Raw genomic sequence first — 16,807 nt, 5'->3', positions numbered from 1 at the left:
GCTGGTCATGTTCCTGGATAACTTATACTCGCTGATTTCCATCAGCTAAGTTATCCGTTAAAGTCCATTTAGGACTTTAACCCTTAATTTCTCTGTTTAATTTTCAAAGACCAATTTGCTTTGCTTCGTTACAGCTTTTATATCTTATCATCTAAGCTTTCATCTGTCAACATCTTTTTTTAAGTAATCTTTACTTGCTATTAGATATTGAAGATTTTTTAAATGATTTGTTGTCGCTTTGTGTCAGCGACAAGGAATATAATATCATTTTTAGATATTAGCCTTCAACATTATTATCCTGTTATATTAAAATAACCTTCTATTACTCTTATAACCTCACTATTATTGCGAATATCTCATGATGACACGCTAGGACAAGTATCTTTATTATACTTCAATAAATCTTAGAAAAGATATATAAACAGAGCTGCTTATTTATTCTCTTGTTTTATCCTTTAAGTCTAAATATTCTGGTCTCTCTTTTGATTGAGTTACATTACTAAATATAAAATTTTTCATAGCCTTAAAACTGAAAGGCGATACAGGTGAGGTATACGGTACATCGAAGCTGGTTGTAGATGCTAACTTAATCATAATAATACTGAGGCCCATAGCAAAACCAAATAGTCCAAAAACAGCTGTTAAAAAAATCATTAAAAACTTTAAAATCCTTATAGGGGTTATAATTGTAAAATCAGGTACGGCATATGAAGCTAATGATGATAGAGCTACTATTATTATTATAGGTGAACTGACAAGACCTGCAGCTACCAGTGCTTGACCAATTACTATAGCACCAACAATTCCTATAGATGTACCTATCTTTTTGGGAAGTCTTAGGTTCGCTTCTCTTAATAACTCAAGTATAATTTCCATAATAGTAGCCTCTAAAGCAGAATTAACCGGAACCCCTACCCTGGAGGCTGCAATAGCTAAAATATATTGAGAAGGTAGAAAGTCTGAATGAAAACCAACAACTGCAACATAAATAGATGATAGAGTTAAACTTATTATTAGTGAAAGAAATCTTATAAATTTTAAAAATATGCCAAAATATACATTTTCATAATGATCATCTCCTGCATCAAAAAACTCTATAAAAGTTTTCGGTGCTATTAATGCCAGGTTGCTCCCGTTAACAAGAATACAAACCTTTCCATCTAATATGTCGGCACATGCTTCATCAGACCTTTCACAAATACCAGTCTGCGGAAATAAATTATTACTTCCATCAGATATAAATTTTTGCACATAACCTGATTCCAATATTCCATCCACATTAATTTTTTGAATTCTATTTTTAATCTCCGCTACATATGTTGGATTTGCAATATCTTCAATATATATTACAGCTACAGAGGTTTTTGTCCTTTTTCCCACGCTATAATAATCAATTTTTAGAGCAGAATTCCTTATTCTGTATCTGATAAGTGATATATTTACATCTATAGCTTCAACAAAGGCATCCTTTGGCGATCTGGCCGATGACTGTACTGCGGGAGACTCTACACTTCTTTTTTCCACTTTTAAAGTATTTGCTACCAAATACTTCTCACAATCAGATATTATAATAATTGATTTACCATCAAGAATATAGTTACTTATTTCATTTTCATCATTGGCGCAGAAAACCTCATCTAAATAGATAACAGATTTCATTATTAAATCCTCTGTAATATCGTGATTACCGGAATACTGAATAATAGGTTTTATTATTTCTTCCGAGAGTCTTTCTTTGTTTGTTATCTGTGGAATATAAAGTATATAAATTGACTTATTCTTAACATACAAACTTCTCACTGATACATCGGATATATTGTTTATGAGTTCTCTAATCTTATTTGCATATTTATCTTTTCTTATCATAATATCCATCCTTAGTTTAGTCATTTAATTTTTGTATCTAGAAGATTTGTATTTTTAATTTTTGTTGTGACATTTATATGAAATTCAGCATTTAAATACTCTTCTTTCCAGTTAATCTTCCGGTATGTGCTCATATTTTGTGATTTAAAGTACCTGCCGAAAGCAAATACATCACATTTAAACTCATTTTTTGAGCGTTCTATTGCTTTAAGTACGTCATGTTCTACTTTTCGGCTAACCATTTCTTCTAGCTTTTTAATATCATTTTTACTAATCATTTCAATTTTATATGGATAGTATATCTGTGAAATAAGCTTTAAATCTAAATATATATTAACTTTATTATTTTCATAACTAGTCCTTACCCTTCTTTTCTTAAGCTTCGATTTTATTGATACTAGATTTTTTTCATTACTTGGATGAGGAAAAGGAATTATGTTCGTTGCTTTTTTGGATAAAATAAACAAAAAACCGTCACTTTCTTTTTTATCTATAATTCCAACTAGCTTTGAATCTTTCATTGCTGCCATCCCAATATACTCTATAGTACCTTCTTTTTTTGTAATGTATGGGAGCAAATATCCTATGTCGCCAAATTGTATATCAGCATTTATTTCTTGAATTATTTTATATAGGGCAGCTCCAGTATCACTTAGATATTTTATCGTATCTTCCGCAGCATATCCAATTGATATGTCATTTTCAATTTTACCACTAAAAAATTCTCTTGAAGATTCTTTACTTACTGCTGTAAGTGCAGAGCTCCTAAACTCTGGGGCATTGTAATTTCTATTTATATAAGATTCTATTCCTCTTTCAGCATATTTCTGGCTAAAAACAATTGCTCTTTGAGCGCCTAAGAAACTTTCAAAGGGTTCGTGTGAATTATAAGCACTTCTTGCATCTTCAAAATATCTGCCTGTGGCAACATTAATATATGTATCAGTTATTTGTCCTTTTCCGCCAGATGATGAATTTTTAGATAGAAGACTTGCAATTTCACCCGTAAACTCTATTTTATCATCTGTCTCGTCTATTCCATTTGCCAGAATAATACTTCTTTTATTCACATCATTATAATCCCAACAGCCAGTTAAGAGTGTGGTTAAGCTTAATAAAAACATAATACTTTTATATTTTTTTATCATTTTTTTTCACCTTTGTAACAATTAATAATATAAAAGGAATTATAAAAAAAGTCATAATGCCTGCGTAGGATAAATATGTAATAAATTTTTCTACCTGCATTATAGATTTAGGAATTAGAGATGTGATATAAGACAGAATAATAATAAAAATTATAATTATACTAGGCCTTATGCCTTTAAAAACTTTACTTGTTAAAGTTACTGTTCCATAGTTCCATAAGCTCAAACTGCAAACAATATTTAGCATCCAAATAAATATATATATACCATCCAGCCTCCTCAAAAACTCAAGAGAATATACATCAATCCCCTTTGCAACTACAAATACAGATGCTTTTATATGTATAATTGGCTCAACACCAGTAACTGATAAAACTGATTCTATAATGAAAATATATAAAATTCCTATAACCCCAACCATTAATGTTGTATATCTAGCTATTTTTTTATTATTATTTTTCTTTATAGGAATTACAGTAAGTATCTCCATTCCAATCAGAGGAAGAAATATTTTGCCTATTCCTTTAAAATAAACCATTATATCATTTGTAACAAATATGGGAGTTATATTTACTAGTTTACCTTTAGTAAATAAAATTAAGCTGAAAATTATTGAAAAACCGATACTTATAGCTCCATATATTTGACATAATCGTATGATAGTATTTAAGCCCTTTGCTGCTGCATATCCAGTAACTATATAAAATAATATACTAATGTACTTTACAGGTGTTTTTATCAGAATTGTGTTTGTCATTGTCTCACTAGATATCCTATTAATCATTGTAAAAAATAAAAAGAAGTAGATTATATAGACGAAAGTAAAAACATATGTTAAAAATTTGCCTACTAATTGCAGGCTGTACTCATAAATAGTTTTATCTTCATGCACATATTGCAGATATGTAAGCATATATGTAATAACTATAAAAATTATCGTTGCAATAAATAAGCTGACCCATCCACCAGTTCCCCCAACTTCCGCTGTATTTTTAGGCAAATCTATAATTCCATAACCTACTATTATACCGTATAGGACAAATGAAACCTGTCTGCTGGTAATATTATTTTTCATTTATAATTCCCCTCAATGGCATTTCTAATAGTTTATCCATTTAATTCAGAAATATAATTTGAAATCAGTATATATACATGCTTATGGTTTTTTGCCTTTTTAAAAAAACTAAAAAAAGTCTGCAAAGCATTTTATTATGATGCTTTGCAGACTTTTTTATTATAGAAATTAAGCTTATAGTTATATTTCTCTTGTTGCTAATTTTAAGAATTCTAAATCTTCACCCTTTAAGTTAGATGATAACTTTCCAAATACAGTCTTATGATAATTATTTAGCCATGCTTTTTCTTCTGGTGTTAATAAAGAAACATCAATAGGCTCTAAATCAATAGGACATAAAGTTAATGTCTCAAACTTCATGAATTGTCCGCCGTACTCTGTCTTTTCATCTTCTTGAGCTGTAACAAGGTTTTCTATTCTTATTCCATGCTTACCAGCCTTATAAACTCCTGGCTCATCAGACATAATCATTCCTTTTTCAAGCTTAACGGTATTAGGAACCATAGCTATTCTGTGTGGTCCTTCATGAACATTTAGGAAGAAGCCTATACCATGTCCTGTTCCATGCTTATAATCCATTCCGGCATTCCATAATGGAATTCTAGCTAATATATCAAGATTTGAGCCAGTAGTTCCATAAAGGAATCTCTGACTTGCTAAATTAATCATACCCTTTAGTACAAGAGTATAATCTTTCTTTTCTTCCTCAGTTAGCTGTCCCATTGCTAAAGTTCTTGTTATATCTGTTGTGCCATCTAGATATTGAGCACCTGAGTCTATTAAGTAAAAGCTTTCTGGTTTTATAGTTCCAAAGCTAGTTTTTGTAGGATGATAGTGAACAACTGCAGCATTTTCCTTGTATGCTGAAATTGTTGTAAAGCTTAAATCGTAGAAATTATCTCCTTCTCTTCTAAAGGCTTCAAGTTTATCAGCTGCTTCAATTTCAGTTATAGTACGTGTCTTTATAGTTTTCTTTATCCAGTTGATGAACTTAACCATAGCAGCGCCGTCTCTAACCATAGCGTTTCTTACATTTTTAATTTCAACTTCATTTTTTACTGCTTTTAATCTTGTTGTAATATCCATAGCTTCTACAGTTTTAACCTTGATTGCATCATAAACCCAAGTATTAGTCTTTGATGGATCAACAAGTACTGTCCCCTCTGTAATATTAGCAACGAAATTTACTATGCTGTCATAAGGTCTTAGCTCTACATTAGCTTTTTCAAGTTCTTCTTTAACCTCTGAACTTACTTTTCTATCATCTATGAATAAGTAGTTTTTGTTTTCTGTAACAACAGCATATGCTATTGTCAATGGATTACATTCTACATCTCTTCCTCTTATATTAAAAAGCCAAGCAATATCATCTAAACCTGATATTACATAATAATCTGCACCTACTGCTTTCATTTCAGAAACAACTTCAGAAAGCTTTTCTTCTCTTGATTTTCCAGTATATTTTATATCATGAAGTATAACTTCTGTAGTAGGCTTTTCTGGTCTGTCTGACCAAACTTCATTTATTAAATCTTCATTTATTGCATATGAAAAGTCTTTGCTGTCTAAAACATTTTTTAGACTTCTGAAATAATCTACTGATATAACCTTTCCATCAAATCCAACCTTTGATCCTTTACTTAGAGAATCTCTTAGGAAAGCTTCAATAGTTGGCACTCCGCTTTCACCCATTCTAAATAAAGTTACTCCTGTACCCTTAAGCTCATTTTCAGCTTGAAGAAAGTATCTTCCGTCTGTCCATAAGCCAGCTTCTTTTAAAGTAATTACTGCTGTTCCTGCTGAACCTGTAAAACCTGATATAAAGGCTCTAGCAGTATAATGTTCTGCAACATATTCGCTTTGGTGAGGGTCTGAGCTTGGTACTATGTATGCTTCAATATTTCTTTCTCTCATAAGGTTTCTTAACTTTTCGATTCTTTCTTTTACGTTCATAATTTCACCTCATATTTTTGTCATATTTTAGTAGTAATACTTCATGATACTGATTACATTATAGCACAGCTTTCATTAATAACATAATATTCGTAAATTTTTTTCACGATAAATTCATTAAAAAGTTGTTAACTTTAAAAAAATGCCCAAGGTTAGTCTGTAATATATATATCTATCAAAGAACTAATATGAAAGTTATAAAAATAAAGGAAGTAAGGAAAACTATTTATTGACTCTGGGGGTGATTTATTACAATTATGAATGATATAAATCTTAAAAATAAAATAAATGAAATATCAAAAGATATTGGTAACAGACATCTAGTCGTAAAATTTTTTATAATAGGAAAAATAAAGCCAATAAATGCTTCCATATTATATTTAGAAGGTTTAACAGAAAAAAATATTATTGACAGAGACGTACTGTCTCCACTAATGTTTCGTGTCGATGAAGATTTAAGTACTATTTTAAATCTTCCTGAATATCTTTGCGAAAAATATATTTCCATGAGTAATACTATTGTCGAAAAAGATATAAATAAAGTACTATATTTTTTAAAAAGAGGTTGTACTGTTATTGTATTAAGTAATTCTCCTCAATTTATTCTAATTGATACATCTTCATGGATGCGCAGAGCTATAGAAGAACCCCCTAACGAAGTCGCTATCAGAGGTTCTAGGGAGGGTTTTACTGAAAATCTAGAAAGTAATCTTTCAATGATAAAACGTAAAATTAAAGATAAAAACTTATCCATTGATAAATATCTAATAGGCTCTAGAGGTCAAACTGATTTAGCTATTGTATACATGGAAGATATTATCAATAATGATATATTAAATGAAATAAAAAAGCGTATAAAAGCAATTGATGTAGACTCAGTACTTGCTACCGGAGTGCTTGAGCAATTTATAGAAGACTATACCTACTCTCCTTTTCCCCAAAGTTTTGGAACTGAGCGTCCGGATATTATTGCGGCTGCACTTCTAGAAGGCAGAGCAGCTATTATTCTTGATGGTACACCTTATGTTATCACCTATCCTTCTACTATGATTGACTTCTTTCAGACGGTTGAAGATTACTACGAACGCACACTAATTTCTTCTTTTATAAGGATAATTAGATTTACCGCTGTTACTCTTGTTTACACTTTGCCTTCATTGTATTTAGCCCTAATAAAATTCAATAGCGAGCTTATTCCAATAAAATTTGTTATTCCAATAGTTCAATCGAGAAAAGGTATAGCACTTACTCCTTTTATGGAGATACTTTCAATGCTTTTCGTTATAGAGCTACTTAGGGAATCAGGATTAAGACTTCCAAGTAGAATAAGTCAAACTGTAAGTGTTGTTGGTGGTTTTATTATAGGAAATGCAGCTCTTCAGGCAAAATTAGTAAGCCCGGCCACACTGCTTATAGTCGGAATTACAGCTGTATGCTCCTTTTCCATACCTAATTACGAAATGGCTCAATCTGTAAGAATTATTACTATCCCTGTCTTAATCCTTGCTAATATTTTTGGCGTACTTGGGGTTACTATAGGCTGGTATTTCATAGTTCTTCATCTTTTTTCCATTGATAGCTTTGGAGTGCCATATCTTAATTTTAATAACAAGGGTGATTTTAAGGATATTTTTCTCCGCTATCCCTTATGGAAGATGAACAACAGGCCAGTATCTGTATCGAGTAATAATCCTGTACGTCAAAAGAACTTTAGAAAAATATTTAGGAGGCCAAAAAATGAATAATCCAAGCAACAATAGTGTAGATTCAAGACAACTTATTTTTCTATCAGTAGGAACTATTGTTGGCATCGGGGCTTTATCACTTCCTAATGACCTTGTAAAAAAGTCTGGCCAAGATGCTTGGATTGCAGGAATTTTAGGAGCTGTTTTCCCCTTATATCTTGGCACACTATGGCTTTTTGTTGCTAAAAAATATCCTGATAAAAACATCCTTGATTTGAGTAAGTTATGTTTTGGTAAAATACTAGGTACATTTCTAAATTTTTTATTATTTTTAATGTTTCTTTATAGAACAACATCAGTCGCTTCAGGATTGTGTAACATTTTTCTTATATCATTAGCATCTTACCAAACTCAGCTAAAACTTTTAATAGTTTTTTTATTGATAGGATCAATTACTGCCTATAAGGATTTACGCATATTAGGCAGGCTAAATACTCTGATTTTCTTTATAACAATTATTTTAAGTTCAATTTTGGTATTCGCCTTTAAAGAAGGTAATTACAGAAATCTTCTTCCTGTATTTCAGGCATCTCCAGTTAATATAATAAAATCTACAAAAGAGTCTTTATTTGCTTACAATGGTATTGAAATAATTTTTATTGCATCACCATTTTTGGTAGAAAAGGATAAGCTGGCTGGATGTATATATAAGACAATATTTATTGTAATAGGAATATATTTTTGGTTTGTATTCATAACTATTTATTTTTTAGGCATAGATCTTATACCTAAATATGTATGGTCAGTATCTACTGTGCCTAAAGCTGTTGTAATACCTGTAGTAAGTAATTTCAGGCTCATTTTTATGATGTTTTGGAGCGTAATTATCTTTAAGACCTTATCAAACTTTTATTTTTTATCTGCATTTACACTGAAAGATATATTTAAAAAAGTTAATAAGAAAATCATTTTCATAGTCATTTTTATTTTAAGTCTTTATTTAAGTCTTCAATATAAAGATGAGATTACAAGAAGGAGTATCAATAGCAGACTTGCAGTAATAGATGCAATATTCTCAGTTGCTTATACCACAGTTATTGCTTTTATATGTCATTTAAAGAAGGGTGCTAATGATGAAAGTTAGGTTCAATAACTACTTCAAACTGCTTATTTTGTTAATAATTTTAACTGGATTTATGTCAGGAATAACTGCTCAGCCTATAGAAGAAATGTTAATTACTAATGGAATTGGTTATGATTTAGAAAAAAAGGCTGGAGGTGAACTTCAATTTATAATTCCAACAAGCTTCTATACCTTTAAAAACGAAAAGTTATCTTCTTGCGATGTAAGAAGGGCTATTGGTAATACAATTGGTACTGCAAGAGAAGATAGGCAGACCAAAATAAGCAATAAGTTTGTATTAGGTTTTGAAAAGGTTTATTTATTCAGCGAAGATATATCTGAAAATGGTATTAAAACAATTATAGACTTCTTATTCAACAATCCAGCAGTAAATGATAATGGTTCCATTGCTGTAATCTCTGGTTCTGCAGAAAATGCTTTTAAAAGACAAATAGAAGGAGCTAATTGTGCTGCAGATGAGATTGACGGAATTATTCGTAATCTTAACAACAACAACTTTTTTTCAAAACACTATAATCTTTCTGATATTTACATTAAAACTACTCAAGAGGGAAAATCTCTGGTTATTCCTTATATAGAAAGCACCGACGAGGGTTTTGAAGTTAAAGGACTTTCCTTATTTAAGAACTATAAGATGATTGGAAAGCTAAATATGGCTGAGACTCGATTTTTTAATCTTCTAAGAGAGAACAAGTGCCATGGTCATATAGACATACAAAGAACCCCTACTGAATCTTTCAGTTTTTATGGCACCTCCAAACGAAAGGTTACTTGTGAAAAAAATGGTGACAAATATAAATTTACAATTGAAGTCACATTAAATGGTGAAATTTTGGAAAACGAAATGTTTAATAATTTTTATAATAATATTAATGCAAAAGAAGAGGTTCAGAAGGAAATAGAAGAAAAAATAAAAAATTCTTCAGAAACTTTAATTAAAAAAATAAAAAATGATTACAGCTTTGATGGTCTTGAACTTGGAAGTATAGCAGCTGCGAAATATGGGAGACGCAACGGAATAGATTGGGATAAAGTTATATCGGATTCTGAAATTGAAGTAAAGCCTAAGGTCCATATTGAAAGAACGGGGCGCGGAGATTTATAATAAGCATAATACTACAGGTATGCTAGCGTGAAAACCAGCATACCTGTTTTAAATCATTTAATCTTCTCCCACCAGGCTTCAGTTTTCTTAGGTACTTTAATATCTAATTTTTCGCCAATCATAGGATGAAGCAAGTTCACATTTCTTCTGCTGCTTTCTTTAGTTACTCTAATTATAGGTTCATCCCATGCATGCATAGACAAGGTAAACTTAGCCCAATGAGAAGGTAGCAGTTTTTCTGCTTTTAAGTCAACAGAAGCTTGAACTGTCTCTTCAGGCATCATATGCGAATCAGGCCAATGCCCGCTGTACTGACCACATTCTAAAATAGCTAAATCAAAAGGACCATAGCTTTCTCCAATTTGCTTAAAATGAGAGCCATAGCCTGAATCTCCACTATAGAAAACTTTCATATTCCCTGTCTTTATTACAAAGGATATCCACAAAGTTTGATTTTTCTTTCCCCCTCTTCCAGATAAATGCCTTGCAGGAGTTATAGTTATCTCAAACCCATTATCAATAATTATACCTTGGTTCCAGTCCTTTTCAATTATTATACTTTTATCAAAGCCCCAGCGCTCAAAATATGCTCCTACCCCAAGCCCTGCAATTAGCTGTTTAATTTTAGGTCTTAATTCTGCTACAGCCTCATGGTCTAAATGGTCATAGTGGTCGTGTGAGATAAGAAGATAGTCTATATCCGGAATATCACTTACTTTATATATATCACTCCCTTTATAGCTTCTATTAAAGAATTTTATTTTAGAAGCACTGCCGCTCAGCACAGGATCTATTAAAAATCTTTTACCATTAAGCTGAATGAACCAGGAGGAATGCCCAAACCAGATAATAATATCTTCATTTGGATTTAAACTCATTAAATCAGTTTTTATTGAAGGCAAAGCACAAGGAGGTTCACGTCTTTTAGTTTTATTGAAAAACATATCCTTAAGCATTCTAATGATGCTTGTATAGTCTGATAAATCATAAACACCTTCAAGATTATGAAATCTTCCTTTTCTGTAATTAGGTGAATTTTTTATTCTTCTAAGCCTTTCTTTTGATGTATTTTTTCCAAGTTTAAGCTTCATCACTGAATCCTCCTTTCTATAAACCATTCTGATAATTTAATAGTATTCTCCAAAAGAGTATTTCTAATCTTTTCTCAAACTATTAGTACACAAAGACATTTTTCAAATCATATACTGACATTATGATTATTTTTAAGCAGGTGGTTTTTATAAGCGAGCATTCAGGATTTAATTTGAAAGAACTTCAGCTTTTAGGAACAGGAACTCAGGGCAGTGTATATAAAATTGACAGTGAAAAATGCATTAAAGTATTTAAGAGCAAAAGAGAGTGCAAGGAAGAAGTACAATCTTTAACAATAGCTCAGGGAGATATTCATTTCCCAAAGCTCTATAAATATGGAGAGAACTATATTGTAAGAGAACTAATCTCCGGAATTGAGCTTGATAAATATTTAGAGACACATAAATTAACATCACATACTATAACTAAGATTATTGAACTGTATGAGTCCATGATTAAAGTTGGCTACAAAAGACTTGATGCAGCTATATTTCATGTTTTTGTTACTCCTTCTTATGAGCTTAAGCTTATAGATACTGCAAAATCAATGAAAAAGAAAACTGAAATTCCAAACTTGCTTATCAGCGGTATTGAAAAGACTGGCTTTAAACAGGAATTATTTGATTTTCTGAAGGAGACTAGACCTGATCTTTATGAAAAATGGAGACACTATAAAAAAATTAATTACAAAAAGATTAGTTAATTTGGAGATGATACTGTGAGATTCATGATATTAAGCGATACAAAAGGCAAGGATAATGGTATAAATGAAAAGGTTGTATCAAAATTATTAAAAGAAAGCAAAAAGCTAAAATCTGAACCTGAATTTATTGTACTTGGCGGGGATAATATAGCGGGCAGCAGTGATAAAGCTATATTAGTTAGTCAGCTTCAAGGCTTTAGAGCACTAATTGAAAAATATTATTCTGATAAACCTTTGCTTCCCATAATAGGAAATCATGAAGTAAATAACGAACCTATAGATAATTCTTACGAAAAAGTATTTCAAATGTTTTACAACTATACATTGCCCGATACATGCCTTGAGGATTATAACAATACCGCTTATTATGTGGACTATGGAGATACAAGACTTATAATACTTAATTCCTTTCACTATGGAGAGCTAAATAAAATTTCCGAAAAACAGCTTGCTTTTTTTGAAGCTGCTGCTTCAAGAGAAACTAAAAATAAATTTTTATTTGTTCATTCTCCTGCCTTTCCTACAGGAGCTCATTTAGGGCATTGCTTGGGCTTGTACCCTAGTGAAAGAGATGCCTTTTGGAATATAGTTAAAAAGCACAATATTGATATTGTTTTTTCAGGACATGAACATAATTATTCAATAAGAAAAATAGACTGTGTTCATCAAATTATTACTGGCGGAGGAGGAGAAAAACTTAGAGACAAATATAAAGATAAGAAGGGGGTACTGGTTGCTCCTATAGCTAAACACCATTGTGTAATTGTAGATGTTGATGAAGATTTTATCAACGTATCCGCTATTGGTATAGATGGAAAAGTCTTAAATAAATTTAAAATAGATAAATAAAAAATGCCATCGCGATATCTAGATAAGAAGTTATCTAGATATCGCGACGGCTTTTTATTACTTATAAGCATCTGCTAAGCTGCTTGATTATTTAATATAAGCAATACCTGATACTGGAATATCAACAATCAATACTCCCTTGCCTAAATTTATATTTTCCTTTTTAACTACTTCCCCCATGCAGTTTAAAACTTCCATTTTCCTATGTCCTAAATCATTTTCTATTTCAACATAGAGTTTATTTTTTAATGTTCCGTTTACTAATATTATATTTTTGTTTGCTTCCTTGCCTAAATGCACAACAAAATCAGCGTATACAGCTGCTAAATATTGTTCTTCTGTGCTAGAAACAATTACAGGATAGTTTAATGCAGGATAATAGGGTATAAGTCTGCCGTCTAAAAGTACATCTCTATGCTGCTTCCAAAATCTCAGCCAAAAGCTGATCATTTTAAAATGCTCTTGAGGTAAATTCTCAAATCTCATAGATAATTGAGGTACTGAAAATAATATATTTATAAACTGCAAAGCTGCACTTTCCACAGTATCATCAGTATTCCACATAAGCATATCTGAGTGAGCTGCAGTATTTCCACATAAAAGTCTTATATCCATTGATCCTATTCTATTAGTTATTGGGTCATTAGGACAGTCTGTAACTCTAAACATATTACCATACTTTCTCATATAAGGTCCTATATATCTTTGCCTAAATTCAATCATAATATCAGGCTTAATAAATCTAAGCTTTTCAATCACTGAACTTAATAAGCAATCTACGGCTTCTTGAACTGATTCAAAATCCATAAATTCATTGTAATTATCCTTTTTATCATAAGGTAAATCAAATTCATCTACAAAATCAAGCTTTAGGCCGTCTAGGTCCCATTCAGCAACTGCATTCTCATATATAGAAATCAAATATTCTCTAACCTCAGGATATCTTGGGTCAAGTACTCCTGTCTTTAAAATTTCATCATAGCCTAAAAGCTTATCTTTAAACCTGTTCCAAACTTCTGAATACAACCCAACAAATGGAACACTGTACCAAAGCAAATATTTAAGTCCCATATCATGCACTCTTTTTACATGCTCTTTCATATCAGAAATTCTTTTACTAGATACCTTCCAGTCGCCGCAATAAGCATACCCCCTATTATTATCCTCTGTCTGCCAGCCGTCATCCACAATAACAGCCTCGCAGCCTAGTTTTTTAGCTATGCTGCATTGCTTTTCAATTTCATAATCCTTAAGCTCTTGATGAAAACTGTACCAGGTCGAATACATAGGCTGCCTTGCAGCTTCAGGCACAAAGGCAGTCTTATACTTTTTAAAGGTTTCCCACCATTTTGAAACATCCTTTAGGCTTTCGTAGAAGGGTATGTCTCTTGTATCTATTCTAAGCTCTCCTTCATATTCATGTGTTTTCTTTGAGAGTTCTGTAAAGAGAACAATTTTACATTCAAAAGTACCATCCTCTTCATGTACACCTACATTAATGTTAACAGTATTTAAAGCATCAGAAAAAGCACATGTATGTCTATTCTGACCATTTGCATTATAAAGACATGAAACCGGTGCAGAAATTGTTGCCTTGGAGAAAAATCCTCTTGCCCAATCAGCGTGGAAGGCCTTATTTCTAAAAGCTGTAGGATACCAATAAGAATGTATATCTATAATTGGCTGCTTCCATGAAATTGTTACTTTAGGCATATAAATTGGATTTTCTGAAGTAATTTTAAACTTTATGCTTTCCAGACCCTCTTCTAACTTTTCACTCACGATATTTAAATTTAAATCATCTGCTCCATCTATTCTAATTATTCTATAGTTTGATTTAATTTCTTTCACTTTAGCCTCCTCCATTTCTTAAAAACCCAATTACAACTTAAACAAACTTAGGAAGCCAGTCGCCATGGGCCTCAATCAAATCGTCACACAAGGAAATGATATCATCTATTGATAATTCTGCTGAAGTATGAGGATCAAGCAGTGCAGCATGATAAATATGTTCCTTCTTACCTGTTAAAGCTGCTTCCAAAGTCAATAGTTGTGTATTAATATTAGTTCTGTTTAATGCAGCTAGTTGAGGCGGAAGCTCACCTATATAACATGGAGTTACTCCGCTTCTGTCAACTAAACATGGAACTTCTACTACTGCATCTTTAGGCAGATTTGTTATTAATCCTGCATTTAATACATTTCCTCCAATTTTATATGGAATATTAGTTTCCATAGCCTCCATTATATATGAAGCATATTCTGTTGTTCGTTTATGCTCGATGTTTTTGTTGTTAACCAAGTCCTTGCCCATTTGCTCCCAGCCTTTTATTTGAGCTATGCATCTTCTTGGGTATTCATCAAGAGGTATATTGAATTTTTCTATTAACTCAGGATATTTATCCTTTATAAAATAAGGCATATACTCTGCATTGTGTTCACTTGATTCTGTTACATAATAACCGAATCTCTTCATTATCTCATAACGGACCATATCATGGTGTGGGGCTTCTCTTTCTAGAGCTCTTTTCTTAATTTCCGGATATAAATCTTCTCCGTTTCTTGAAATTTCGAGCAACCAAGCCATATGATTTATACCTGCTATCTTCCATTGAAGATTATCAGTTTTCATTTCCAATCCTTTTAATAGATGATCTGCGCAAACTTGTACACTATGACAAAGCCCAACAGTCTTAATACTTGTTCCTCTAAGCATAGCTCCAGTAAGTGCAGCCATTGGATTTGTATAATTTAAAAACCATGCATCGGGGCAAACTTCTTCCATATCCTTAGCAAAATCAAATAATACAGGAATGGTTCTTAAAGCTCTAAATATTCCTCCAATACCTAAGGTATCCCCTATAGTTTGGCGCAAGCCATATTTTTTAGGTATCTCAAAATCAATAACTGTAGAAGGTTCATATCCCCCTACTTGAATAGCATTTACTACATATTTTGCTCCTCTTAAAGCTTCTTTTCTATCTAGATAAGCTGTAATCTTTGCACGTCCATTATTGGAATTATTATTAATATTATTTAAAATAACTTCTGATTCATTTAATCTCTTGTGATCTATGTCATAAAGCGCAATCTCCGAGTCACAAAGCGATGGAGTTGACATCACATCACCTAATACATTTTTCGCAAAAATTGTACTACCTGCCCCCATAAAAGCTATCTTTCCCATAAATATCCCTCCATTTAAACGTTTTATTTTTACTTTATTTTTGTTTTCATTTATAATTATAGTCAGTAGACAAGTTAATATATATGGAATTATGTTGTTAGTGTATAGTTCAATGTTACATTAATTTATATTAAATTTTCTTGGAGGTTTCATATGAGTGATTTTCTTATGGAGGAATTATTCCTAGAAATAACAAATAAATATGACTCAAATTTAGTAGTTTATCAATGTGGCTGGGAAAACTGTAAACCTAAACATTCTTATGGCCCTGCAGTTAGAGATCATTATTTGATACACTTTGTTACGGAGGGCTGCGGCAAATTTTATATAGATGAACTTACATTTGAAATAAAAAAAAACCAGGGTTTTTTAATATGCCCTGGTGATATAACTTATTATGAAGCTGATGAAAATACTCCCTGGAATTATATATGGGTAGGTTTTAACGGAATAAAAGCCCCTCAGTATATTAGTCAGCTTGGATTAAGCAAGTACAGTCCTTTAATAACAACAAAACATCCTGACATTGTTAAAGAATATTTGAGTAAAATTTTTGAAAGCACAAAACTCGAACATGCTCGCGAAATTGGAATGCTGGGTTATCTTTATCTATTTCTATCGGTATTGATTGAAGAAGCCAAGGTAAAAGAACCAACAAGCTATAAACATGAATATATACAAAAAGCTATAGAATATATAGAAATGAATTATCATAGAAGTATATCCGTAAAAAACATCGCAGAGCATATTGGCTTAAATAGAAGCTATTTTAGTAGTCTTTTTAAAAACTCCCTAAATATATCTCCAGAAAATTTTTTGATCCAATACAGGGTTAATAAAGCCTGTGAGCTTTTAAAGCAAAATAAAAACTTAAGAATAGCGGATGTATCCCGGTCAGTTGGATATACGGATCAGTTGGCTTTCTCAAAAACCTTTAAAAAGATAAAAGGTTATTCTCCCAGCGAGTATTTAGTAAAAAGTTAATATCTATATAATATTA

13 protein-coding genes are annotated in these 16,807 nt (G+C 31.6%); 6 read left to right on the top strand and 7 right to left on the bottom strand.

Features of this window, described 5'->3' with window-relative positions:
* Nucleotides 1–435: 435 nt before the first annotated feature.
* The 4 genes from JK636_RS23230 to JK636_RS23215 form a co-directional block, all read right to left on the bottom strand.
* A complete protein-coding gene (locus tag JK636_RS23230) occupies nucleotides 436–1,866 on the bottom strand; it encodes a spore germination protein (RefSeq protein ID WP_202751401.1) in 1,431 nt (476 codons plus the stop codon).
* A gap of 20 nt (nucleotides 1,867–1,886) precedes the next feature.
* On the bottom strand, nucleotides 1,887–3,014 hold the full coding sequence (locus tag JK636_RS23225; RefSeq protein WP_202751400.1) for a Ger(x)C family spore germination protein: 1,128 nt from the start codon (nucleotides 3,012–3,014) through the stop codon (nucleotides 1,887–1,889).
* Nucleotides 2,998–4,089 (bottom strand): GerAB/ArcD/ProY family transporter, encoded by a 1,092-nt coding sequence (locus JK636_RS23220; protein ID WP_202751399.1) that lies wholly within the window; start codon nucleotides 4,087–4,089, stop codon nucleotides 2,998–3,000. The genes JK636_RS23225 and JK636_RS23220 overlap by 17 nt, the downstream gene beginning before the upstream one ends.
* Nucleotides 4,090–4,269: 180 nt before the next feature.
* The gene (locus JK636_RS23215; protein WP_202751398.1) at nucleotides 4,270–6,042 is read right to left on the bottom strand and encodes an aminopeptidase P family protein; all 1,773 of its coding nucleotides are present in this window, start codon (nucleotides 6,040–6,042) and stop codon (nucleotides 4,270–4,272) included.
* A 257-nt stretch (nucleotides 6,043–6,299) separates the two neighbouring features.
* Between JK636_RS23215 and JK636_RS23210 the strand changes: the two genes are divergently transcribed.
* From JK636_RS23210 to JK636_RS23200, 3 genes are read left to right on the top strand one after another with little or no spacing between them, the layout of a single operon-like run.
* Nucleotides 6,300–7,787, top strand: coding sequence for a spore germination protein (locus tag JK636_RS23210; protein ID WP_202751397.1), 1,488 nt, complete (start codon nucleotides 6,300–6,302; stop codon nucleotides 7,785–7,787).
* Nucleotides 7,780–8,871, top strand: coding sequence for a GerAB/ArcD/ProY family transporter (locus tag JK636_RS23205; protein WP_202751396.1), 1,092 nt, complete (start codon nucleotides 7,780–7,782; stop codon nucleotides 8,869–8,871). The genes JK636_RS23210 and JK636_RS23205 overlap by 8 nt, the downstream gene beginning before the upstream one ends.
* Nucleotides 8,858–9,976, top strand: a complete 1,119-nt coding sequence (locus tag JK636_RS23200; RefSeq protein WP_202751395.1) for a Ger(x)C family spore germination protein — start codon at nucleotides 8,858–8,860, stop codon at nucleotides 9,974–9,976. Before JK636_RS23205 ends, JK636_RS23200 begins: the two co-directional genes overlap by 14 nt.
* Before the next feature lie 53 nt (nucleotides 9,977–10,029).
* Here JK636_RS23200 and JK636_RS23195 read toward each other — a convergent pair whose 3' ends face one another.
* Entirely contained in the window at nucleotides 10,030–11,067 is a 1,038-nt protein-coding gene (locus tag JK636_RS23195; protein ID WP_202751394.1) for an MBL fold metallo-hydrolase, read from the bottom strand.
* 173 nt (nucleotides 11,068–11,240) lie between these two features.
* Here JK636_RS23195 and JK636_RS23190 point away from each other — a divergent pair, with 173 nt between their 5' ends.
* Nucleotides 11,241–11,771 carry a hypothetical protein gene (locus JK636_RS23190; RefSeq protein WP_243428303.1) on the top strand — a complete coding sequence of 177 codons (531 nt, stop codon included), beginning with the start codon at nucleotides 11,241–11,243 and terminating at the stop codon, nucleotides 11,769–11,771.
* A gap of 24 nt (nucleotides 11,772–11,795) precedes the next feature.
* Nucleotides 11,796–12,620 carry a metallophosphoesterase family protein gene (locus JK636_RS23185; protein WP_207751808.1) on the top strand — a complete coding sequence of 275 codons (825 nt, stop codon included), beginning with the start codon at nucleotides 11,796–11,798 and terminating at the stop codon, nucleotides 12,618–12,620.
* Nucleotides 12,621–12,707: 87 nt separating this feature from the next.
* On the opposite strand, the gene JK636_RS23180 is transcribed toward JK636_RS23185, so the two are convergent.
* Together JK636_RS23180 and melA are read right to left on the bottom strand one after the other, a co-directional pair.
* Complete coding sequence (locus JK636_RS23180) at nucleotides 12,708–14,471, bottom strand: alpha-galactosidase (protein ID WP_202751392.1); 1,764 nt, start codon at nucleotides 14,469–14,471, stop codon at nucleotides 12,708–12,710.
* A 37-nt stretch (nucleotides 14,472–14,508) separates the two neighbouring features.
* Nucleotides 14,509–15,807 carry an alpha-glucosidase/alpha-galactosidase gene (gene melA, locus JK636_RS23175; protein WP_202751391.1) on the bottom strand — a complete coding sequence of 433 codons (1,299 nt, stop codon included), beginning with the start codon at nucleotides 15,805–15,807 and terminating at the stop codon, nucleotides 14,509–14,511.
* A gap of 153 nt (nucleotides 15,808–15,960) precedes the next feature.
* Here melA and JK636_RS23170 point away from each other — a divergent pair, with 153 nt between their 5' ends.
* Nucleotides 15,961–16,791: an AraC family transcriptional regulator gene (locus JK636_RS23170; RefSeq protein WP_243428302.1), complete on the top strand. Its 831-nt coding sequence runs from the start codon at nucleotides 15,961–15,963 to the stop codon at nucleotides 16,789–16,791.
* The last annotated feature ends 16 nt before the right edge of the window (nucleotides 16,792–16,807 follow it).

The sequence above is a fragment of the Clostridium rhizosphaerae genome, assembly GCF_016765585.1.
GTDB classification, from domain to species: domain Bacteria; phylum Bacillota; class Clostridia; order Clostridiales; family Clostridiaceae; genus Clostridium_AT; species Clostridium_AT rhizosphaerae.
Note: the sequence above shows the minus strand (reverse complement) of the source record. Positions and strands in the feature narration are given on the sequence as shown.